At 68.4% G+C, this 22215-nt stretch carries 19 protein-coding genes; 11 read left to right on the top strand and 8 right to left on the bottom strand.

The window, feature by feature from the left end; genetic code table 11:
* The first annotated feature begins 33 nt into the window (after positions 1 to 33).
* From FZ033_RS06785 to FZ033_RS06775, 3 genes are all read left to right on the top strand, one after another.
* Positions 34 to 1152, top strand: a complete 1119-nt coding sequence (locus FZ033_RS06785) for an FUSC family protein (RefSeq protein WP_149575376.1) — start codon at positions 34 to 36, stop codon at positions 1150 to 1152.
* Positions 1153 to 1410: 258 nt separating this feature from the next.
* Entirely contained in the window at positions 1411 to 3102 is a 1692-nt protein-coding gene (locus FZ033_RS06780) for an acyl-CoA dehydrogenase family protein (protein ID WP_149575375.1), read from the top strand.
* A gap of 69 nt (positions 3103 to 3171) precedes the next feature.
* A complete protein-coding gene (locus tag FZ033_RS06775; protein ID WP_149575374.1) occupies positions 3172 to 3618 on the top strand; it encodes a GNAT family N-acetyltransferase in 447 nt (148 codons plus the stop codon).
* A gap of 25 nt (positions 3619 to 3643) precedes the next feature.
* Here the strand turns inward: FZ033_RS06775 and FZ033_RS06770 are convergent, their stop codons facing one another.
* Positions 3644 to 4480 carry an SDR family oxidoreductase gene (locus FZ033_RS06770; RefSeq protein ID WP_149575373.1) on the bottom strand — a complete coding sequence of 279 codons (837 nt, stop codon included), beginning with the start codon at positions 4478 to 4480 and terminating at the stop codon, positions 3644 to 3646.
* A gap of 146 nt (positions 4481 to 4626) precedes the next feature.
* Here FZ033_RS06770 and FZ033_RS06765 point away from each other — a divergent pair, with 146 nt between their 5' ends.
* Positions 4627 to 4992 (top strand): winged helix-turn-helix transcriptional regulator, encoded by a 366-nt coding sequence (locus FZ033_RS06765; protein ID WP_149575372.1) that lies wholly within the window; start codon positions 4627 to 4629, stop codon positions 4990 to 4992.
* Positions 4993 to 5009: 17 nt separating this feature from the next.
* Here FZ033_RS06765 and FZ033_RS06760 read toward each other — a convergent pair whose 3' ends face one another.
* Both FZ033_RS06760 and FZ033_RS06755 read right to left on the bottom strand, forming a co-directional pair.
* Entirely contained in the window at positions 5010 to 5234 is a 225-nt protein-coding gene (locus FZ033_RS06760) for a helix-turn-helix domain-containing protein (protein ID WP_149575371.1), read from the bottom strand.
* 125 nt (positions 5235 to 5359) lie between these two features.
* On the bottom strand, positions 5360 to 5914 hold the full coding sequence (locus FZ033_RS06755) for a DUF2975 domain-containing protein (RefSeq protein ID WP_149575370.1): 555 nt from the start codon (positions 5912 to 5914) through the stop codon (positions 5360 to 5362).
* 72 nt (positions 5915 to 5986) lie between these two features.
* Here FZ033_RS06755 and FZ033_RS06750 point away from each other — a divergent pair, with 72 nt between their 5' ends.
* Positions 5987 to 6607, top strand: coding sequence for a hypothetical protein (locus FZ033_RS06750; protein WP_149575369.1), 621 nt, complete (start codon positions 5987 to 5989; stop codon positions 6605 to 6607).
* 6 nt (positions 6608 to 6613) lie between these two features.
* Here FZ033_RS06750 and FZ033_RS06745 read toward each other — a convergent pair whose 3' ends face one another.
* The gene (locus FZ033_RS06745) at positions 6614 to 7126 is read right to left on the bottom strand and encodes a prolyl-tRNA synthetase associated domain-containing protein (RefSeq protein WP_149575368.1); all 513 of its coding nucleotides are present in this window, start codon (positions 7124 to 7126) and stop codon (positions 6614 to 6616) included.
* Between the two features lie 324 nt (positions 7127 to 7450).
* Here FZ033_RS06745 and ppc point away from each other — a divergent pair, with 324 nt between their 5' ends.
* Complete coding sequence (gene ppc / locus FZ033_RS06740) at positions 7451 to 10231, top strand: phosphoenolpyruvate carboxylase (RefSeq protein WP_149575367.1); 2781 nt, start codon at positions 7451 to 7453, stop codon at positions 10229 to 10231.
* 141 nt (positions 10232 to 10372) lie between these two features.
* Here the strand turns inward: ppc and FZ033_RS06735 are convergent, their stop codons facing one another.
* The 3 genes from FZ033_RS06735 to FZ033_RS06725 form a co-directional block, all read right to left on the bottom strand.
* Positions 10373 to 13612, bottom strand: a complete 3240-nt coding sequence (locus FZ033_RS06735) for an efflux RND transporter permease subunit (RefSeq protein WP_149575366.1) — start codon at positions 13610 to 13612, stop codon at positions 10373 to 10375.
* Between the two features lie 238 nt (positions 13613 to 13850).
* The gene (locus FZ033_RS06730) at positions 13851 to 15089 is read right to left on the bottom strand and encodes an efflux RND transporter periplasmic adaptor subunit (protein ID WP_149575365.1); all 1239 of its coding nucleotides are present in this window, start codon (positions 15087 to 15089) and stop codon (positions 13851 to 13853) included.
* A 37-nt stretch (positions 15090 to 15126) separates the two neighbouring features.
* Positions 15127 to 15909: an alpha/beta hydrolase gene (locus tag FZ033_RS06725; protein WP_232847354.1), complete on the bottom strand. Its 783-nt coding sequence runs from the start codon at positions 15907 to 15909 to the stop codon at positions 15127 to 15129.
* Positions 15910 to 16109: 200 nt separating this feature from the next.
* Between FZ033_RS06725 and FZ033_RS06720 the strand changes: the two genes are divergently transcribed.
* Entirely contained in the window at positions 16110 to 17027 is a 918-nt protein-coding gene (locus FZ033_RS06720) for a LysR family transcriptional regulator (protein WP_149575363.1), read from the top strand.
* Positions 17028 to 17067: 40 nt separating this feature from the next.
* On the opposite strand, the gene FZ033_RS06715 is transcribed toward FZ033_RS06720, so the two are convergent.
* The gene (locus tag FZ033_RS06715) at positions 17068 to 17769 is read right to left on the bottom strand and encodes a sulfite oxidase-like oxidoreductase (RefSeq protein ID WP_149575362.1); all 702 of its coding nucleotides are present in this window, start codon (positions 17767 to 17769) and stop codon (positions 17068 to 17070) included.
* Between the two features lie 138 nt (positions 17770 to 17907).
* Here FZ033_RS06715 and murB point away from each other — a divergent pair, with 138 nt between their 5' ends.
* From murB to ftsA, 4 genes are all read left to right on the top strand, one after another.
* Entirely contained in the window at positions 17908 to 18861 is a 954-nt protein-coding gene (murB, locus tag FZ033_RS06710; protein WP_149575361.1) for a UDP-N-acetylmuramate dehydrogenase, read from the top strand.
* Between the two features lie 118 nt (positions 18862 to 18979).
* On the top strand, positions 18980 to 19900 hold the full coding sequence (locus tag FZ033_RS06705) for a D-alanine--D-alanine ligase (protein WP_149575360.1): 921 nt from the start codon (positions 18980 to 18982) through the stop codon (positions 19898 to 19900).
* 80 nt (positions 19901 to 19980) lie between these two features.
* A complete protein-coding gene (locus FZ033_RS06700; protein ID WP_149575359.1) occupies positions 19981 to 20856 on the top strand; it encodes a cell division protein FtsQ/DivIB in 876 nt (291 codons plus the stop codon).
* Positions 20853 to 22178: a cell division protein FtsA gene (gene ftsA / locus FZ033_RS06695; protein WP_188079349.1), complete on the top strand. Its 1326-nt coding sequence runs from the start codon at positions 20853 to 20855 to the stop codon at positions 22176 to 22178. Before FZ033_RS06700 ends, ftsA begins: the two co-directional genes overlap by 4 nt.
* Positions 22179 to 22215 lie beyond the last annotated feature (37 nt).

Raw genomic sequence — 22215 nt, 5'->3', positions numbered from 1 at the left:
CGTCGCCGCGTCCGAGCGTTTGCGGAGAGGACCATGCCGAGCCCCGACCCGGGACCCGCCTCGCCCAGCCTCATGGAGCGGCTCTCCGGCCTCTTGAGCCCCAGTCATTTCAAGCTCGGGCTGCGGGCGGCCTTCGCCGGGCTCGTGGCCTATGGGCTGGCCACCGGCCTGGCGCTGCCCAACGGCTATTGGGCGGTGCTCACCGCGGTGCTGGTGGTGCAGGCCACCATCGGCGCCAGCCTGACGGTGGCCATCGACCGGGCGCTGGGCACCGTGGTGGGCGGCGTGGTCGGCGTGGTGGCGGCCATGCTGGCGGGCAATTCGGCGACGCTGACCTATGTGGCGCTGGGCGTCGCCGTGTTCTTCACCGCCACCCTGTCGGCCCGCTCGGCCAGCTACAAGCTGGCGCCGGTGACGGTGGTGATCGTGCTGCTGTCCGATCCCAGCCACCTGGAGCCGTGGCTGTCGGGCCTGCACCGGGTGTTCGAGATCGCGGTGGGCGGGGTGGTGGGCATGGCCTCGTCCATCCTGATCCTGCCCGAGCGGGCGCTGCTGCGGCTGTTTCCCTTCTGTGCCAAGGCCCTGCGCCTGAACGCAGGGCTGCTGGAGCTGGGCCGCGACGGGCTGCTGGGCCGCGGCCTCGACCCCTCGGCCCTCGACCGGCTGAATTCCGCCGCCCGCCAGGCCCTGCGCGCCGCCGACGCGCGCATCGCCGAGGCGCTGCGCGAACAGGTGGGCGGATTGGCCGGGCAGGTGGATCCGGCGCCGGTGGTGCGCGGCTGCCGCCGGCTGTGGCACTCGGTGATCATCCTGCTGCGCGGTGCCGACCGGCCCATGGACAAGGACGTGGCCGCCCGCGTCGCCCCGAGCCTGGATGCCGCCGTGGCCGGGCTGAACGGCCATATCCTCGCCCTCGCCGATCGCCTCGACGGGCTGGCGGTGGAAGGGCTGGAGGAAAAGGCGCAGGCCGCGCGGGCGGCGGTGGCGGCGCTGGAGGCCGAGGCCGAGCGCCTCAACGGCGAGGGCGTGCTGGAGACGGCGGGCGCCGACACCCTGACTTCGCTGTTCGCGGCAGTCTCCGCCTGCAACCATGTGCGGGAAAACCTGGAAGACCTTGCCGCCCGCTTCGACGAGGTCGAGGCGGAACGGTAACAGAATCCGCTAGCTTGGCAGCAGGCGCGATTCTTCCGGGCGGAAACAATTTATTTTCCAGTGAAAAATATTCCGTCTGTGCAGCGGCGGGCATGGGAAGAAGGTCGGATCGACCCTTCCACCGAATTCCTCTCTAAGTCACCGGCACCGCGTCGCCTGTGGCGGCGCACACGGCAGCCGTAATCAGGCGTTGCTTTGGGCCGGTTCCAAGGCAAGGATAAGCCAATTCTGCAACGCACAATCGGGGAGAAAGCCTTCATGAGCGCCAGCGCCGCCCTTCAGACCGTCGACACCGACACCCTGGATGCCGTTGCGCTGGGCCGCACGGCCACGGCGCGGCTGGAAGCCCTGCTGGCGGAAGCGACCTCCCTGGTGAAGGCGCAGGTGACCGAGGGCGGTCGCATCTCCCCCGCGCTGCTGGAGCGCGAGCAGCGCTCCGCCCACGGCCTCGCCTGGCTCGCAACCTACGTCTTCTCCGTGCGCGAGCTGGTGCATTATGCCGACCGCCTCACCGAGATGGGCAAGTTCGGCGCCACCGAAAAGCTGATCGTGCAGATCGGCCTCGGCGAATATGTCGCCCAGATCCTCGGCGGCATTCCCATGAGCCAGGGCGAGATCGTCCGGCTCGGCGACCTCTACATTTCGGAAGACACCGAGGCCGCCCTGCGCGCCGACCCGGCCATTGCTGCCCTCGCGGCCAAGGGCAACACGGCAGCGAGCCGCGCGGCGCTGGCGGACATCATCCGCGGCGCCCACCCCACCGGCACCATCGGCGAAGCCGGCCTCGACGAGACCACCGAGGCCATGCGCACCGAGATGCACCGCTTCGTGGAGGCGGAGGTGGCCCCCCACGCCCACGAATGGCATCTGAAGAACGACTATATCCCGATCGAGATCATCACCCACCTCTCCGAGATGGGCGTGTTCGGCCTCACGATTCCCGAAGAGTTCGGCGGCCTTGGCCTGCCGAAGGAGGCCATGTGCGTGGTCACCGAGGAGCTGTCGCGCGGCTATATCGGCGTCGGCTCGCTGGGCACCCGCTCGGAGATCGCGGCGGAGCTGATCCTCGCCGGCGGCACCGACGACCAGAAGGCCCATTACCTGCCCAAGCTCGCGGCCGGCGAGATCCTGCCCACGGCAGTGTTCACCGAGCCCAACACCGGCTCGGACCTGGCATCGCTCCGCACCCGCGCGGTGAAGGACGGCGACGTTTATAAGGTCTCTGGCAACAAGACCTGGATCACCCATCCCGTCCGCGCCGACGTGATGACGCTGCTGGTGCGCACCAATCCGGCCGAGCCCGGCTACAAGGGCCTGTCCATCCTGCTCGCCGAGAAGCCGCGCGGCTCGGATGAGAACCCGTTCCCCGCCGAGGGCATGACCGGCGGCGAGATCGAGGTGCTCGGCTATCGCGGCATGAAGGAATACGAGATCGGCTTCGACGGCTTCACCGTGCCGGCGGCCAACCTGCTGGGCGGCGAGGAGGGGCAGGGCTTCAAGCAGCTCATGACCACCTTCGAGAGCGCCCGCATCCAGACCGCCGCCCGCGCCGTGGGCGTGGCCCAGGCGGCCATGGAGGTGGGCCTGAAATATGCCGAGGAGCGCGTGCAGTTCGGCAAGGCGCTGATCCATTTCCCCCGCGTCGCCGACAAGATCGTGATGATGGCGGTGGAGACCATGATCGCCCGCCAGATCACCTACTTTGCCGCTCGCGCCAAGGACGAGGGGCGCCGCACTGATCTTGAGGCCGGCATGGCCAAGCTGCTGGGCGCCCGCGTGGCCTGGGCGGCGGCGGACAATGCGCTGCAGATCCACGGCGGCAACGGCTTCGCGCTGGAATATCCGGTGTCGCGCATCCTGTGCGACGCGCGCATCCTCAACATCTTCGAGGGCGCGGCCGAGATCCAGGCGCAGGTGATCGCCCGCCGCCTGCTCGACGGCGGGAACTGAGGCCGGTCCCGTCTCCGGCCCTGTATGGGCCGGGGAGGGGGGAGGCGAACCGTCGGTGGGGCGCGGACTATGAGCGGGGCCGTGGTGATCGAGGATGCCCTGCCCGGCGACGAGGCCGACTGGCGCCGGCTCTGGGCAGGCTACAACGCCTTCTATGAGGCGAATGTGGCCCCGCAGATCACCGACCACACGTGGCAGCGCATCCTTGATCCTGCGTCCCCCCTGCTGGGCCGCGTCGCCCGGCGCGACGGGGGGCTGGCCGGCTTCTCCATCAGCGTCCTGCATGAGGGCACCTGGGTCGCGGCCCCGGTCTGCTATCTGGAGGACCTGTTCGTCGATCCAGCCTGCCGGGGCCTCGGCATCGGCCGCCGCCTGATCGCGGACCTCGTCAGCCTCGGCAAGGAGAGGGGCTGGTCGCGCCTGTACTGGCACACCCGCCAGGACAACCCGGCGCGCCGGCTCTATGACGCCTTTGTCGAGGCCGACGATTTCGTCCGGTACCGCATGGAGCTGTGAGGCCGGCGGGCGCCGCTCGCGGCGCCTATTTCAGCCGGTCGGCGCTGTCTTTCGCATAGGTTTCCAGAGACCGGGGCGCGTGGCCGGTCAGCGTCTCCACGTCGGGGGTGACGGCGGCGGTCCAGCCCTCGCGCACCGGCACGAAGATGGTGGCGAGGAAGCGGGCATAGTCCTGCGGCACGCCGGCGCCCACAAGGATGCCGACGAAAGTGTCGTCGTCGATGGGGGTGTAGGCGACCGGCCTGCCGATGACCTTGGCGAGGATCGCCGCCGCCTCCCCATAGCCCAGCGCCTCAGGTCCGGTGAGATTGAAGGCGCGGCCGTCGAAGCGGTCGGAGGTCAGCACCGCCGCGGCGCTTTCGGCGATGTCGCGGGTATCGATGAAGCTGGACTTGCCCGCGCCCGCCGGCAAGGCGATGACGCCGTGGTCGAGGCCGGCCTTCCAGAAGGTGTGGAAATTGTCCGCGAACCAGTTGGGCCGCAGGATCACGTAAGGCGTGCCTGACGCCTCCAGCGCCCGCTCCACCTGCCGGTAGGGGATGGCTTCATCCGCATCTGCGCCGAGCACGCTCTGGAACACCACCTTCACCTTGCGGGCGGCCGCGGCCTCGATCAGCGGCAGGATCTGGCCCTTGGGATCGGTGGACCCGGTGGGCAGCATCACGAACGCGCTTGTCACCCCGTCGAAGGCCGGGCCGAAGGTGGCGGGATCGGCGATATCGAAGGCGACGCCCTCGGCCCCGTCCACCGCCTTGCCCGAGCGCGAGGCGGCCTTCACCCGCGCGCCGCGCGCCTTGAGCGCCTCAACCAGGGGGCGCCCCACATTGCCGGTGGCCCCGATCACCAGAATCGCGTCGCTCATGTCCTGCTCCCGAAATGCTGCCGGATGGGTTTCTATTGGAAACCACGTATCGGGGGGATACATACAGGCCCTGCCGGTGGCCCGAAAGAGAGCACCTGAAGCTCACATGGTCACCGCCGGGAAACCGGCCACCGGGTGGAGGGACCATGGATCTGCCCTACGACGTCTATCAGGATCGCTGCCCCACCCGGATGGTGCTGGACCGGCTGGCGGACAAATGGGCGCTGCTGATCCTCGACCGGCTGCGGGATGGCCCGGTCCGGTTCAATCATTTGCGGCGCGACATCGCCGGCATCTCGCAGAAGGTGCTGTCGCAGACCCTGAAGAAGCTGGAGCGGGACGGGCTGATCTCGCGGCAGGTGTTCCCCACCGTGCCGGTGACGGTGGAATATGCCCTCACGGGCCTCGGCCGCACCCTCACCGACACCGTCGCCGCCCTCGCCCACTGGGCCGAGGCCAACATGGACGCCGTGCTCGCCGCCCAGAAGGCCTATGATTCCATCGCGCGGTGATCGCCGGCGCGGCGGAGCTACTCCGCCTCCTCTTCCGGCCCCGGCACATATTCCAGGATGTCTCCCGGCTGGCAGCCGAGGGTCTCGCAGATGCGCGCCAGCGTGTCGAACCGCACACCCCGCACCTTGCCCGACTTCAGCAGCGAGACGTTCTGCTCGGTGATGCCGATGCGCTCGGCAAGCTCGCGCGAGCGCATCTTGCGGCGCGCCAGCATGACGTCGAGATTGACGATGATGGGCATGTTGCTCCCATAGCCCTTCGCATCAGAGCGTTTTCGAGCGAAGTGGATACCGGTTCGCGTGAAGAAAACGCGTTAGAACAAAAATCTAGAGCGATTGCCGTGAGCCGGGGCGAGCGGAAAACGCTTTAGACGAAGCTTGCATTTTCTTCGGCGATTCGCGCCGCCTCGCGCATGACCGCGCCGACCCCGATGATCAGCAGCCCGACGATCACCGCCACCACGTCGTGGCTCGACAGCGACACGGCGAGGGCGCGTTCGCCGGGGGGATTGCCCAGGGTGAGTGCGACGCTCAGCGCCGCGCCGGTGAACGGGCTGATCAGTCCCTGGACGGCAACCGCCGCTCCGAAGCGTTCGAGGCGGTGCGCCAGCATCTGCGAGATGAGCTCGCCACGTCCGAAGTCGCGGAAGATCTGGCGGACCTGCAGCAATCCATAGGTCAGGATGCCGAGCGGCACGGCGGAGATGACGAGGCCCGCGCACAGGCTCGCGCCGTCGAGCGAGACCTGGTGCCCGGCGAGCCCGAGGCGCGGCACCACCATCTGCTCCACGAGGGCCGGACGCAGCCAGATGCCGAGGCCGGATGCCACCAGCAGCAGCACCACCACGAGGGTGGCCAGGGAGAGGGCACGGCCGAGACGCACGACGCGATCGAGGCGGGGGTCGAGGGGCGGAGGAGACATGAGAGGGCTTTCCTTGACGCAATCAAAATTTATCGTAAAACAATAATAATGCAATCTTTAATGAGAATAGATATGCGTCTCGGCCGTGCCTTCGTCCGCCGCTCCCTGCTCCTGCTGTCGCTGGCCCTGTCCGTCGGCGCCTGCTCGCATGTTCCCGTCAGCAGTCTGCCGCAGCTGGCGAGCCTTGATCTCGATACGGCGGATCTCTCGGTGCTGCGCGCCGCCGTGCGGGCGCCCAAGGAGATCGCGCCGGTGCCCGGCGGCGCGTTCGTGATCATGTCCTATTGGCGCCAGGGCGAGGAGGGTCGCAAGACTACCGTCCAGGCGTTGCTGGAGGTAGAGGTTGACCCGAGGGCGCTCGCCGCCCTGAAGGAAGAGGAGCGCGAGGGGCAGCGCATCACCGTGTTCCGCCTGACCGACGAGGGGCGGCGCAAGCTCGAGGCGGCCCGCGGCGAGGCGCTGGCGCTCAAGTCGGACGAGCTTGCCAAGGGGCGCCGCCTCCACGGCTCCCTCGCCGTGTCCGCGGAGGGCTGCGTGCGGGGGATGCTGCCGTCCGGCCCGCTGCCGCTCAGCACCTACCTGCGGCTGAAGCCCGGCGGAAACTTCGTGCCGCTGATCCAGGACGTGGATCTGCGCACCCTCCTGGCGCAGGCCGGCTCCGACGAAACCGTCATGAAGGCCTGTGCCGGCTGACGCGCTTCACGGCTCGGTGCCGGGCGGGGGGATCTCCAGCTCCATCACCTCGTGGCCGGTGAGCTTGAAGAAGGCGCGCAGGGCTGCCGGGGTGAGCACGGTGGTGCGCTCATTGGTGAGGGGGTGGCAGCCCACTGCCTCGGCGCGTAGCAGCTCGGCGTCGATGGCCACCTTCACCAGCCCGGCCGTGTCATTGGCCGCGGCGAGCAGGGTCACCGATCCCGGCAGCACGCCGAGATGCTCGTAGAGCGCCTCCGCCGAGCCGAAGGAGAGCGAGCCCTTGGCCCCCAGCGGCCCCTTCAGCGCCTTGAGGTTCACCGGCGTGTCCTCGGCGATGGCCACGAGGAAATAGGTCTTCTTCCCGTCGCGCAGGAACAGGTTTTTGGTGTGGGCGCCGGGAATGTCACCGCGCAGGGCCTGGGATTCGGCCACCGTATGCACCGGCGGATGGGCATGGGTGGTGGCGGGAATGCCGTTGTTGGCAAGCAGGTCGAGGAGCGCGTCGGGGGTCAGGGGCATCGGGCTGTCTGGCGTGGGAGGAGGGGGCACCTGCGCCGCCCGCGCGAATCGCGGGCGAGCGACCCGTCAGGCGGTATGGCATGGCCATGCCGCCGGTCGGCTCCCGGCTGTACCCCCGCCGCGCCGCGGCGTGCAAGCGCGGGAGCCGCGGGCCAGCCATGCCGGATCGGCCTGTGCTGGCGCAAGGGCAGCGCCGGAACCTGCCTCTCAAGCGTGCAGAAGCAACAGTGTTGTGCCGCTGCGTTGCTCTTTCGCTCCTGCACAAATTCCGTAAGACTAAGGTCGAAAAGCGGTTGCGATCCGCTCCGGGGGAAGGGTTGCCAGATGACGAGTGCGGTTTGGTCCATTGAGGCGCCGGGCGACGAGGAAGTGAAGGATCGGCCCCTGCGCGAGGATATTCGCCTGCTGGGGCGGATTCTCGGCGATACGGTGCGCGAGCAGGAGGGCGAGGAGGTGTTCGAGCTGGTGGAGCGCATCCGCCAGACCTCCATCCGCTTCCACCGCGACGACGACGAGGCGGCCCGCAAGGAGCTGGGCGGCCTGCTGGAGCAGCTCTCGTCCCAGCGCGCCGTCGATATCATCCGCGCCTTCAGCTATTTCTCCCACCTCGCCAACATCGCCGAGGACGAGCACCATATCCGCCGCAACCGCGCCCACGCCATCGCCGGCTCGGCGCCGCGGGCGGGAAGCCTTGCCTATTCCCTCGCCCGCGCCGAGGCGCTGGGCATCGGGCCGCAGCAGCTCACCGACTTCTTCTCGGGCGCGCACATCAGCCCGGTGCTCACCGCCCACCCGACCGAGGTGCGCCGCAAGAGCACCCTCAACCGCGAGATGGAAATCGCAGCTTTGCTGGACCGCCGCGAGCGCGTGGTGCCCACCCCGGCGGAGCAGGAGCAGGACGAGGAAACGCTGCGCCGCGCCGTGCTCACCCTGTGGCAGACCGCGCTGCTGCGCCGCATCAAGCTGACGGTGCTGGACGAGGTGGCCAACGGCCTGTCCTATTATGACTACACCTTCCTCACCGAGCTGCCGCGCCTCTACTGCTCCATCGAGGACCACGTCTCGCAGGGCGGCTCCGAGGTAGCGCTACCTTCATTCCTGCGCATCGGCAGCTGGATCGGTGGCGACCGCGACGGCAATCCCTTCGTCACCGCCGACGTGCTGAAGGAGACGGTTCGCGTCCACCGCGACCGCATCCTTGCCCATTACGAGCAGGAGCTGACCGCGCTGGGTGCCGAACTCTCCCTCGGCGCGCGGCTCATCAAGGTCTCGCCGGAGCTGGCGGAACTGGCCGCCCGCTCTCCCGACCGCTCCCAGGAGCACCGCGAGGAGCCCTACCGCCTGGCGCTTGCCTATGTGCTCGGTCGGTTGCGGATCACCGCCCACCACCTGAAGGGCGAGGCGCCGGAAGGCGTTGAGGCGGAGGAGGCCGGCGGCCTCGCCCCTTACGAGAACGCCGCCGCGCTGAAGGCCGACCTCGACATCATCTATGCCTCGCTCTGCGACAATGGATCGAAGGTGCTGGCGCGCGGGCGGCTGCGGCTGCTGCGGCGGGCGGTGGACTGCTTCGGCTTCCACCTCGCCTGCATCGACCTCAGGCAAAACTCCGACGTGCACGAGCGCGTGGTGGCCGACCTGTTCGAGAAGGTGGCCCCCGGCACCAATTACGTCGGCCTCGACGAGGAGGCGCGCATCGCCCTCCTGCTGCAGGAGCTGGCCACCGCCCGCCCGCTGGCCTCGCCCTTCCTCGCCTATGCGGAGGAGACCCAGTCGGAGCTCGCCATCCTGCGCATGGCCGCCGAGGCGCACCGCGCGCTGGGGCGCGCGGTCATCCCCAACTGCATCATCTCCAAGGCCGAGGGCGTCTCCGACCTGCTGGAAGTGGCGCTGCTGCTGAAGGAGGTGGGCCTCGTCACCGCCGACGGCACCACGGCGCTCAACATCATCCCGCTGTTCGAGACCATCGGCGATCTTCAGGTCTGCGCCAGGGTGATGGACCGGGTGCTCTCCATCCCGGCCTATCGCAAGCTGGTGACGAGCCGCGGCGACGAGCAGGAAGTGATGCTCGGCTATTCCGACAGCAACAAGGATGGCGGCTTCGTCACCTCCGGCTGGGAATTGTACAAGGCCGAGATCGGCCTCATCGAGGTGTTCCGCGCCCACAATGTGCGCCTGCGCCTGTTCCACGGCCGGGGCGGCTCGGTGGGGCGCGGCGGCGGGCCGAGCTACGATGCCATCCTCGCCCAGCCGGGCGGGGCGGTGAACGGGCAGATCCGCATCACCGAGCAGGGCGAGATCATCGCCTCCAAATATTCCAACCCGGACATGGGCCGGCGCAACCTGGAGATCCTGGTCTCGGCGACTCTGGAAGCCTCCCTGCTCCAGCCCCAGTACAATGCCCCGCGCACCGAATTCCTCAGCGCCATGGAGGAAATCTCGGATACCGCCTTCGGCGCCTACCGCAACCTCGTCTACGAGACCGAGGGGTTCGAGGATTATTTCTGGTCCTCCACGGTGATCAGCGAGATCGCCACGCTGAACATCGGCTCGCGCCCGGCCTCGCGGGCGAAGACGCGATCCATCGAGAAGCTGCGGGCCATTCCGTGGGTGTTCTCCTGGGCCCAGTGCCGGCTGATGCTGCCGGCCTGGTACGGCTTCGGCTCGGCGGTGGAAGCCTTTGCCGAGCGGCGGCCGGACTATGGCCTGTCGTTCCTTCAGGCCATGTATCGCGAATGGCCGTTCTTCCGCACCCAGCTCTCCAACATGGACATGGTGCTGTCGAAGTCGTCGCTGGCCATCGCCTCGCGCTATGCGGAACTGGTGCCGGACGTGGAGCTGCGCACCCAGATCTTCGGCCGCATCCGCGCCGAATACGAGCGCACCATCAAATATGTCCTCGCCATCATGGGCCAGCAGAAGCTGCTGGAGGACAACCCGCTGCTCGACCGCTCCATCCGCAACCGCTTCCCCTATCTCGATCCGCTGAACCATCTGCAGATCGAGCTGTTGCGCCAGCACCGCGCCAATTCCGGCGACGACAAGGTGCTGCACGGCATCCAGCTGTCCATCAACGGCATCTCGGCGGGCCTGCGCAACTCGGGGTGAGGGGCCTTAAATTACGCCAGCACCGCTCCCTCCCCCGCAAGCGGGGGAGGGTTCCCATCGTGTCTGGTGGAGGCAGCGGACTTCAAACCGAGGCAGTCACCTTTTTCTCGCCTGCCGGCCCGCGAACGGACCAGCCACTCCTCACTCCCCCGGCTGAAGCGCCGGAGGAGCGGCGGCAGCGGCGCCATGGCCGGCCCCATGGGACGCGTCCGGCGTCGGCTCCACCGTGCCGTGACCGTGCTGGGTGAGCGGCCGGTTGCCCGCAAGGCCCCGCAGCATCACGTAGAACACCGGCGTCAGGAAGATGCCGAAGGCGGTCACGCCGATCATGCCCGCGAACACCGCCGTGCCCATGGCGTTGCGCATCTCCGCCCCGGCGCCGATGGAGGTGACCAGCGGCACCACGCCCATGATGAAGGCGAGCGAGGTCATCAGGATCGGCCGCAGCCTGAGCCGGCTCGCCTCCAGCGCCGCCTGAACCGGGGTGCGGCCGGCGAATTCCAGCTCGCGGGCGAACTCCACGATCAGGATGGCGTTCTTGGCCGAAAGCCCCACCAGCACCACGAGGCCGATCTGGGTGAAGACATTGTTGTCCCCGCCCGCGAGCCACACCCCGGTCATGGCCGCGAACAGGCCCGTGGGCACGATCATGATGATCGCGAGCGGCAGCATCAGGCTTTCGTACTGGGCCGCCAGCACCAGGAAGACGAGGAAGATGGCGAGCGGGAACACCCACACCGCCGAATTGCCGGCGAGGATGTCCTGGTAGGTCAGCTCCGTCCATTCGAAGGAGAAGCCCTTGGGCAGCGTCTCGGCCGCGATGCGCTCCACCGCCGCCTGCGCCTCTCCGGAGGAGAAGCCGGGGGCAGCGCCGCCGTTCACGTCCGCCGAGAGGAAGCCGTTGTAGCGCATGGCCCGCTCCGGCCCCGCCGCCGAGCGCACCTTGAGCAGCGCCGAGAGCGGTATCATCTCGCCGGTGGCCGAGCGCACCTTCAGGGTCCCCACATCCTCGGGCCGGGCGCGGAACGGGGCGTCCGCCTGCACCCGCACCGTGTAGGTGCGCCCGAAGGTGTTGAAGTCGTTCACATAGGCCGAGCCCAGATAGATCTGCATGGTGTCGAACACGTCGGTGACGGCCACGTTCAGCTGGCGCGCCTTTACCCGGTCGATGTCGGCGAACAGCTGCGGCACGTTCACCTGGTAGGAGGAGAACAGGCCGGCCAGCTCCGGCGCGGTGGCGGCTTTCGCGAGAAACGCCTTGGTCGCCTCATCGAGCGCGGCATAGCCGCGGCCGGCGCGATCCTCGATCTGGAACTTGAACCCGCCGATGGTGCCGAGCCCCTGGACCGGGGGCGGGGGGAACATGGCGATCATCGCATCCGGGATGGCGGCGAATTTCTGGTTCAAAGTCAATGCGATGGCGTTGCCGGACAGGGCCGGCGACTTGCGTGCCTCGAACTCGTCCAAACCGACAAAAACAATGCCGGAGTTGGAGGAGTTCGTGAACCCGTTGATGCTGAGGCCAGGGAAGGCGATGGCCGACTTCACGCCCTCCTGCTTGAGGGCGATGTCGCTCATGTGGCGGATCACCTCTTCCGTGCGGTCCAGCGTGGCGCCGTCTGGAAGCTGAGCGAAGCCAACGAGATACTGCTTGTCCTGCCCCGGCACGAAGCCGGGCGGCACGGCGCGGAACAGCACCACCGTCATGGCCACCAGGACCACGTAGAGCCCCAGCATGATCGCCTTGTGGGCGATGGTGCGCTTCACCACACTGCCATAGGCATTGGAGCCTTTCACGAATGCCTTGTTGAAGCCCTTGAAAAACCAGCCGAAACAGAAGTCCATCAGGCGCGTGAGGCGGTCCTTGGGCGCATCATGCCCCTTCAGCAGCAACGCCGAGAGGGCGGGGGAAAGGGTGAGGGAATTGATCGCCGAGATCACCGTCGAGATGGCGATGGTGAGGGCAAATTGCTTGTAGAACTGGCCAGTTAGCCCGGTGATGAAGGCCAGCGGCACGAACACCGCGATCAGCACCAGGGCGATGGCGATGATGGGCCCGGACACCTCCTGCATGGCCTTGTAGGTGGCCTCCCGGGGGGAGAGGCCACCCTCGATGTTGCGCTCCACATTCTCCACCACGACGATGGCATCATCCACCACGATGCCGATGGCGAGCACCAGCCCGAACAGGGTCAAGGCATTGATGGAAAAGCCGAACAGGTGCATCACCGCGAACGTGCCGACGATGGAGACCGGCACCGCCAGCAGCGGGATGATGGAGGCCCGCCAGGTCTGGAGGAACACGATCACCACCAGCACCACCAGCAGCACCGCTTCCAAGAGCGTGTGCACCACCGCGTCGATGGAGGCGCGGACGAACTGGGTGGTATCGTAGACGATGGAATAATCCACGCCTTCCGGCATGTTGGCCTTGATCTCCTCCATCACCCGGCGCACCTCGTCGGCGATGCGGATGGCGTTGGAGCCGGGCGCCTGGAAGATGGGCACCGCCACCGCCTGGGTGTTGTTGAGCAGGGAGCGCAAGGCATATTCGGAGGCGCCCAGCTCCACCCGCGCCACGTCCTTCAACAGCACGATCTCGCCGTTGGCGCCGCTCTTCACCACGATGTTGCCGAACTCCTCCACGTTGGCGAGGCGGCCCTGGGCGTTGATGGACAGCTGCAGGTCGAGGCCCGGAGCGCCGGGGGAGGCGCCCACCACGCCGGCGGCCGCCTGCACGTTCTGGGCGCGGATCTCGCGCACCACGTCGGCGGCGGACAGCCCGTGCTCGGCCACCTTCTGCGGGTCGAGCCAGATGCGCATGGAATAGTCGCCGGCACCGAACAGCTGAACCTGCCCCACGCCCTCGATGCGGGCGAGGCGGTCCTTCACGTTCAGCACCGCGTAATTGCGCAGATAGGTGGTGTCGTAGCGATTATTGGGGGAAATGAGGTGCACCACCATGGTGAGGTCGGGCGAGGACTTCACCGTGGTTATGCCGAGGCGCCGCACTTCTTCCGGTAGGCGGGGTTCCGCCTGGGAGATGCGGTTCTGCACCAGCTGCTGTGCCTTGTCCGGGTCGGTGCCCAGCTTGAAGGTGACGGTCAGCGTCATCAGGCCGTCGGTGGTGGCCTGGCTGGACATGTAGAGCATGTCCTGGACGCCGTTGATGGCCTCTTCCAGAGGTGTCGAGACGGTTTCGGCGATCACCTTGGGGTTGGCGCCGGCATAGGTGGCGCGCACCACCACCTGCGGCGGCACCACTTCCGGATATTCGGAAATCGGCATGGCCCGCATGGAGATGAGGCCGGCGAGGAAGATGAGGACAGACAGCACACCCGCGAAAATGGGTCGGTCGATGAAGAACTTGGACAGGTTCATGGGACCCTCCCGAAGATGCGGGTGGCTAAAGGGGTTCGGAACGCGGGACGGGTCCTTTCCCAGCCCGGGTGCGGGAGGGGCGGACGAAAAAGGTGGGTGAGGGGCGATGCCGCTTGCCGGGGGCGCAGCGCACGGCCCGCCCCTCACCCGCCCTCTCCCATGCGGGGGAGAGGGATCGAAATTGGTTCGGAATTCTGCCGTCATGCCCCGGCAGGCCGGGGCATGACGGCGTAAGGCGTCAGTTGGCGATGGTCGCGGAAGCCGCTTCCGTCACCCGCATGGGCACGCTCTGCGGTGTCACCGGCGCGCCGGGGCGCACGCGGTGGAGGCCGTTGACGACGATGCGCTCGCCGGCCTTCAGCCCGCTGGTGACCACGCGGAGGCCGTCCACGGGGGCGCCGAGCGTCACCTCGCGCCAGACCGCCGTGTTGGCGGCGTCCACCACGAAGACGAACTTCTTGTCCTGGTCGGTGCCCACCGCCCGCTCGCTCACGAGAAGGGCCGGCTCGCTGACGGGCTGGCCCATTTCGAGGCGCGCGAACTGGCCGGGCAGGAGCCGCCCGTCGGCATTGGCGAAGCGGGCGCGCACCCGCACCGTGCCGGTGCGCACGTCCACCTGGTTGTCCACCAGCTGCATGTGGCCTTCCACCGGCGTGCCGCCGGCGGAGGTGGTCATGAGCACGGGGATGCGGTCGAGCTGGTCGGACACGTCGGCGCCGGCACCGAGCCCGGCGAGGGCGCGGGAGACGGTGGCCTCGTCCGCATTGAAGCTGGCATAGATGGGATCCACCGACACTAGGGTGGTGAGCACCGGCGCGCCGGGACCTGCGGCGACAAGGTTGCCCACCGTGATCTCGGACTTGCCCACCCGTCCTGACACCGGGGCGCGGACGCGGGTGTAGGAGAGGCTGAGCTTGGCCGAGGTGAGCTTGGCCTCGACGGCGCGCAGGGCCGCCTCGGCGGCCCGCTGGCCGTTCACGCGCTCGTCGAGGTCGCGCTGGGAGACGGTGCGGGAATTCCAGAGGCGCTGGCCGCGCTCCAGTTCGTTGCGGGCAAGTTCCACGCGGGCCTGGGCGGCGGCCACCTGGGCCTCGGCCTCGGCGACTTCAGCCTCGAACGGCTCGGGATCGATGGAGACGAGCAACTCGCCCTCGCGCACCAGGGCGCCCTCGCGGAAATGGATGGCCTTGATGGCGCCGGCCACGCGCGAGCGCACCTCCACCCGCTCCACCGCCTCGAGGCGGCCGGAGAAGGTCTCGAACAGCCGCGCGTCGCGGGGCTCCACGGTGGCGACGGAGACCGGGACGGCGGCGGGCGCCGCCGCGGCCGGCTTCTCGGCATGGGCGCTGGTCTGGGGCAGGCCGTAAAGCGTGCCGAGGACGGCGGCGAGGGCGACGGAGCCGAGTAGTAGACGATTTCGCAGGCGGGCTTTGCGGGTGCTGGCGGTGATGGTCGGGGCGGGTGTCGGGGTGATCATGGGGCAGATCCCTGAGGCGGTTCTGGATGTCGGGCGGTCACAGGACGGCCACGGCCGGCTTGCGCCGACGTGGCCGTGACGATTCGAAGAAGCGGGAGAAAAGGGTGCGCATCGTGCCGGCCCAAGCTTCGGGCCGTTCGGGCGGCGCAGAGATGCCTTCGTGCCAGTGGGTCGGGCCGGGCAGGATGTGAAGCTCGGTGGCGACGCCGGCCTTCTCCAGCGCGCAGGCATAGCGGGCGCTCTCGTCCCGCATGGGGCAGTCCTGTGCGCTCACCACCAAGGCGGGGGGCAGGCCTTGCAGGCGGGAGGAGGCGAGGGGGGCGGCGTAGGGGTGGGCGGCCTTCTCGGGGGAGCCCAGATATTTCTGCCAGCCATCCGCCCACTTGCAGCCGCAGGTGCCGGCCTCGGCCGCGCGCAGCGAGGCGGTGGCGAGGCTGGGGTCAAGCATGGGCGAGATGAGGATCTGGCCGGCGAGGGGGGGCGCTTGCTGGTCACGCGCCATCATGGCGAGGCCGGCGGCAAGGTTGCCACCCGATTCCTCCCCCGCCACGTAGAGCGGGGCGCTGCGGCCGGCGAACTCGCCCCGGCGGTTGTAGAGGGCTGCCAGTGCGCCGAAGGCGGCGGTCAGGGCGAAGGGGAAGGGGTGCTCGCAGGCCAGTGGATAGTCGGCCGAGACCACCACGGCGCCGGCTTCTGCCAGAAGGGCGGCGATATAGGCACCGCACTCCAGCGTGCCGCCGGTGAAAGCGCCGCCGTGCAGGTGTAAAATAAGCGGAACCGCGCCCTTGCTGGGGCGGACACCATACAGCCGCGCCGGCATGGGGCCGGCTTGCGTCTGCAGGGATGTCTCTTGCCAGTGGGGGGCCATCGCGAACTGTCCTCGATGCTGGCGGGAATGTCCGCTTTGTGCAGTGCGAGAACGATATTGATCTAGATAATGCCGATAAAGCCTCGAAACATGGTATCATTATTCACGTATGTGAATAATTGGCATATATTTTCGGGGCGGAAGGTTGGAATATGGACCAGCTTGCTGCGATGCGGGCCTTCGTGCGGGTGGTGGAAACCGGGAATTTCACCCGCGCCGCCGACCTCATGGACATGCCCAAGGCGACGTTGACCAAGCACGTGCAATCGCTGGAGCTTCACCTGCGCACGCGCCTGTTCAACCGCACCACGCGGCGCGTCACCGTCACCCCCGACGGTGCGGCCTATTACGAGCGGGCGCTGCTGATCCTCAACGATCTCGACGAGCTGGACGGCTCGCTTTCCACAGCGCAGGCCCTGCCGCAGGGCCGCCTGCGTATCGACCTGTCGCCGTCGCTCGCCACCCGTCTGCTGATCCCGGCCCTGCCGGACTTCCTGGCCCGCTATCCCGACATCGCGCTGGATGTGGGCTGCACCGACCGGCCGGTGGACCTCTTGGGCGAGAACGTGGACTGCGTGATCCGCGTGGGCGAGATCCACGATCCCAACCTGGTTGCCCGCCGCATCGGCGAGCTGAGCCTCGAGGCGGTGGCGGCCCCGGCCTACATCGCCCGTTGTGGCGCGCCCTCACACCCGCACGATTTCGAGGCCGGCCATGTGATGGTCCGCTATTTCAGCGCGCAGACGGGACGTTACCACCCGTTCGAGTTCGTCCGGGGCTCGGAGGTGGTGGAGATGACGGGCGATTACCGCGTGGCCTGCAACGACGGCAACGCCTATATCGCCGCCGGCCTCGCCGGCCTCGGCGTGATCCAGGCGCCTGTGTTCCAGGTGGATGAGCACCTCGCTTCCGGGGCGCTTGTGCGCGTGCTCACCGACTGGACCGCCGGCACCATGCCCATCCACGTGGTCTATCCGCCGAGCCGTCACCTCTCCAACCGCCTGAGGGTGTTCGTGGACTGGGTGGCGGAGCTGTTCGCCCGCTCCGACCTCGCCCGCCGGGCCGCGTGATCGGGGGCGGCGTGATCCCGGTGAGGCCGGCGCGCGCGTTTCAGTCGTCCGAATAGCGCTCCTCGGCCCAGGGGTCGCCGCGCATGTGGTAGCCCCGGGCCTCCCAGAAGCCTGCGGTGTCGCGGGCGATGAACTCGATGCCCTTCAGCCACTTGGCGCTCTTCCAGAAATACAGGTGCGGCACCACCAGCCGCACTGGCCCGCCATGCTCGCGGGTGAGCGGCGATCCCTCCCACGAATGGGCGATTACCGCGTCCTCGGCGGCGAAGTCCTCCAGCAGCAGGTTGGTGGTGTAGCCGTCGTAGGAATGCAGCATCACCGCCGCCGCATGAGGGGCGGGCCTCACCCGCTCCAGCAACTCGCGGGTAGAGACGCCCTCGAAGGCATTGTCATAGCGCGACCAGGTGGTGACGCAGTGGATGTCGCTGACATTGCGGGTCTGCGGCAGGGCGCGGAAGCCGTCCCAGTCCAGCGACAGGGCGGTCTCCACCGCACCGGTCACGTCGAGCCGGAAGGCCTCCCGTGTCACCACCGGCGTCATGCCGAGGTCGAGCACCGGCCAGTCCTTCACCAGATGCTGGCCGGCGGGCAGGCGTTCGGTCTCCGGGCGGGTGACACGGCCGGTGAGGAAGCGCCCTTCCTGCGCCCAGCGCTGCTTGGTGGTGGTGAGCTTGGTATCGGGCGGCAGCGACGGGTCGGCGCCGGGGCCTTGATGCAGGTCTTCGCGAATGTCTTCGCTCATGGGGGCAGCTCCAGGCGAAAGGGAAGGGCGATTGGATTGCCATGATGCCACGTCATGGCGGCCCGGCAAAAGCCGGCGATGCTTGCCCTCGCGACCCTGTTATGGGAGAGCGACCCTTATGATGGACGGACGGGCAGGATGAGCGTGGCACAGACACACCCGGCGGGACAGGGCTTCGAGGACCTGGTCCCCGGCCTCAAAGCGCGTCTTCCAGGCCTGCGCGGGTCCCTGAAGGCCAATGCGCCCCTCGCCGATTTCACCTGGTTCCGCGTCGGCGGCCCGGCCCAGGTGCTGTTTGTGCCGGCGGACGAGGACGATCTCGCCGCTTTCCTCGCCGGCCTGCCGGCGGAGGTGCCGGTGACCGTCATCGGCCTCGGCTCCAACCTCATCGTGCGCGACGGCGGCGTGCCGGGGGTGGTGATCCGCCTTGCGCGCGGCTTCACGGATATCGCGGTGGAGGGCAACTGCATCATCGCCGGCGCCGGCGTTCCGGACGTGAAGGTGGCGCGGGCGGCGGCCGATGCGGGCCTTGCCGGCTTCTCCTTCCTGCGCGGTATTCCCGGCGCTGTGGGCGGCGCCCTGCGCATGAATGGCGGCGCCTATGGCGGCGAGACCAAAGACGTGCTGGTGGGTGCGGACGTCGTCACCCGCACCGGCGAGAAGGTGCGCTTCACTAACGCAGAGATGGGCTTCACCTACCGCCATTGCGGCGTGCCGGCGGACGTGGTCTTCACCCGCGCCGTGTTCGAGGGGCGGCCCGGCGATCCGGCGCTGATCGCCGCCGAGATGGCGAAGATCACCGAAAGCCGGGAGGCGACCCAGCCCATCAAGAGCCGCACCGGCGGTTCCACCTTCAAGAACCCGCCGGGCACCAGCGCCTGGAAGCTGGTGGACGCCGCCGGCTGCCGGGGCCTCACCATGGGCCGGGCGCAGGTATCCGAGCTGCACACCAACTTCCTCATCAACCTGGGCGGCGCCACCGCCGCCGAGATCGAGGGGCTGGGCGAGGAAGTACGCCGCCGGGTGAAGGCCCAGTGCGGCGTCGAGCTGGAATGGGAAATCAAGCGCATCGGCCTGCCTGCGGCGTCCTGAGCGGGCCATTAGCAAAGGCGCAAGGCAATGGCGCCATCTTGAGGCGCCATTTTGGGGCACTGGGCAGGAGCGTCATCGGGCGCGCGGCCGGGCCGTGGACAGACCGGGAATTCAGATCATGGCGAAACACGTGGCGGTGCTCATGGGCGGCTGGTCGTCGGAGCGCGAAGTCTCCCTGCGTTCCGGCGCCGCCTGCGCCGGAGCGCTGGAGGCGGCGGGCTATCAGGTCACCCGCGTCGACGTTGGCCGCGACGTGGCCGAGGTGCTGACGCGCCTTGCGCCCGATGTGGCGTTCAACGTGCTGCACGGCCAGCCCGGCGAGGACGGCACCATCCAGGGCATCCTCGAAATCCTGCGCATCCCCTATTCCCATTCCGGCGTGCTGGCCTCCGCCCTCGCCATGGACAAGGCGCAGGCGCGAATCATGCTCGCCGCCGCCGGGGTCCCGGTGGCGAAGGGCGGCCTCGTCTCCCGCGCCGAGGCGGCAAAGGCGCACATCATGGCGCGGCCCTACGTGCTGAAGCCCAATGCAGGAGGGTCCAGCGTCGGCGTCTTCATCGTGCGCGAAGACCAGGCCCATCCGCCGCAGGAATTGACCCGGGAGGATTGGTCGCACGGAGAAAATCTTCTGGCGGAAGAATTTATTCCCGGCCTCGAACTCACCTGCGCGGTGATGGGCGACAAAGTGCTGGACGTGATCGAGATCGAGTCCACACAGAAGTTTTACGATTACGAAAGCAAATATGCACCGGGCGGCTCGCAGCACATTCTTCCGGCCCGGATTTTACCCGAAATTTACCAACGGGTGCAGATGTTAAGCCTCACGGCGCACCGAGCTCTCGGATGCCGGGGGGTGTCGCGGAGCGACTTTCGGTTCGACCCTTCGAGAGGGGATGGCTCCGGCCTGATCTGCCTCGAGGTGAACACCCAGCCCGGGATGACTGAGACGTCTCTGGTGCCTGAACTGGCCGCCCACGCGGGCATCTCATTCGGTGAGCTTGTGACATGGATGGTGGAGGACGCTTCGCTGGAGCGCTAAGGCCCCGCCCCGAGGCGGGGAGGAGACCGCCGCAGCGTCCGGTTCCGTTGCCGCCGCCGGGCCGGCACAAGCGCCTGCCGGTGGAGCCGCGCCCCACCAGCCGCATGTCCCTCCTGCTGCGCCGCCTGACGGTGCGCCTCGCCTCGTCCCGGCTCGGCCGGCGCAGCGCCAGCCTGCTCACCATCGCAGTGGTGGGCGGCTTCTCGGCCTACGGCGTCATGCTCGGCGGCCACGCCGAGACGGCCAAGGGCATCGTGATCGACGTGGCGGATGCGGCCGGCAACGTGGCCGGCTTCAAGGTCAAGGAAGTCAACATTTCCGGCCACAACCACGTCACCCCGGCGGAAATCCTGGAGACGGCGGGCATCAAGTCCTCCACCTCCATCCTGTTCCTCAACGCCGACGAGATGCGGGCGCGCCTGGAGGCGCTGCCGTGGATCCAGTCGGCCAGCGTGCGCAAGTTCTATCCCGACCGCATCGACATCGCGGTGGCCGAGCGGCAGGCCTTCGCCCTGTGGCAGGTCAACGGCGAGCTGAAGGTCATCGCCCGCGACGGTATCCCCATCGCGCCCTATTCGGACGATCCGCGCTACGTGCAGCTGCCCATCGTGGTGGGCGAGGGCGCGCAGAAGAAGGTGGGCGAGGTGGTGGACGCGCTGGCCCGGGTGCCGGCCCTGCGCGACCAGGTGCGCGCCGCCATCCGCGTGGCCGAGCGCCGCTGGACCCTGAAGATGCGCAACGGCATCGACGTGCGCCTGCCGGAAGAAGGCCTGGATGAGGCCCTGGTGGCGCTCATGGATCTCGACCGCGAGAAAAAATTGCTCAGCCGCGATGTTTCCATCGTGGACCTGCGCCTGCCGGACCGCGTCGTGGTTCGGCTTTCGGATGCCGCTGCCGACGCCCGTGCGCAGATGCTCAAGGCGCGGGCCAAGGCTAAAAAGGGAGGCCCAGCATGAGGCACAGGCTCGCCCAGGGCTTCGCGCCGAAGATGCGCCCGATGCCGCCGAAAAAGAGCGGCATCGTCGGCGTGCTCGACATCGGAACCAGCAAGGTGGTGTGCGCCATCGCACGGCTGAAGCCGCGCGCCGCATCGGATGTGCTCACGCGGCGCACCCATGCCATCGATGTGCTCGGCATCGGCCACACCCGCGCCCACGGCATCAAGGGCGGCGCCATCGTGGACATGGCCAAGGCGGAACTTGCCATCCGCCAGGCGGTGGACATGGCCGAGCGCGCCTCGGGGGTGCAGATCGCCTCCGTGGTGGTGGGCGTCTCCGGCGGGCGGCTTGCCTCCCAGCATTATGAGGCCGCCGTGCGCCTCACCGCCCCGGCGGTGGAGGAATTCGACATCCGCCGCGTGCTGGAGGCCGCCTCCACCTACGGCGTGGGTGACGGGCAGGCGGTGATGCACGCCCTGCCGGTGGGCTATTCGCTGGACGGGCGGCGCGGCATCGGCGAGCCGTGCGGCATGCTGGGGCGCCAGCTCGGCGCCGACATGCACGTCATCACCGCCGATCTCACGGCGCTGAAGAATCTCGTCCTGTGCGTGGAGCGCTGCCATCTCTCCATCGAGGCCATGGTGGCGGCGCCCTATGCGGCGGCGCTCTCTTCCCTCACCGACGACGAGATGGAGCTGGGCGTCACCCTCATCGACATGGGGGCGGGGACCACCACCTTCTCCATCGTCGCCGGCGGTCACTGCCTCTATGTGGACGGCGTGGCCCTGGGCGGCCAGCACATCACCAACGACGTGGCCCGCGGCCTGCCGGCGCGCCTTGCCGACGCGGAGCGCATGAAGGCCCTGCACGGCGCGGTGGTGGCGGTCTCCTCCGACGACCACGACATGCTCACCGTGCCGCCCTTGTCGGGTGATTCGCGCGATCAGCCGCACATGGTGCCGAAATCGCGCCTCGTCACCATCGTCCGCCCCCGGGCGGAAGAAATTGTCGAACTGGTGCGCGATCGCCTGAAGGCCTCCGGACACGCCGGCGACGCCGGCCGGCGCATCGTGCTCACCGGTGGCGCGGCGCAGCTCCAGGGCCTGCCGGACCTGGTGGCGCGGCTCATCGGGCCGCAGGTGCGCATCGGCCGGCCGCTTGGCGTTTCCAGGCTTCCGGAGGCGGCGCGCGGTGCTGCATTCGCGGTGACAGCAGGGCTTCTTGTTTACCCTCAGGTGGCAGGATTGGAACACTTCGAGCCCCGCCGCAGGCAGGCGGTGGTGGGCGAGAGCCCGAATTATTTCGGCCGCGTGGGACGCTGGCTGAAGGACAGCTTTTAGACATGGTTAACGAAGCCTGGGCTAACACAGTGGTCAG

Origin of the sequence: Xanthobacter oligotrophicus (assembly GCF_008364685.1) — a bacterium.
Taxonomy (GTDB): Bacteria; Pseudomonadota; Alphaproteobacteria; order Rhizobiales; family Xanthobacteraceae; genus Xanthobacter; species Xanthobacter oligotrophicus.
The sequence above is the reverse complement of the archived record's forward strand: the minus strand, read 5'-3'. Positions and strand labels throughout refer to the sequence as shown.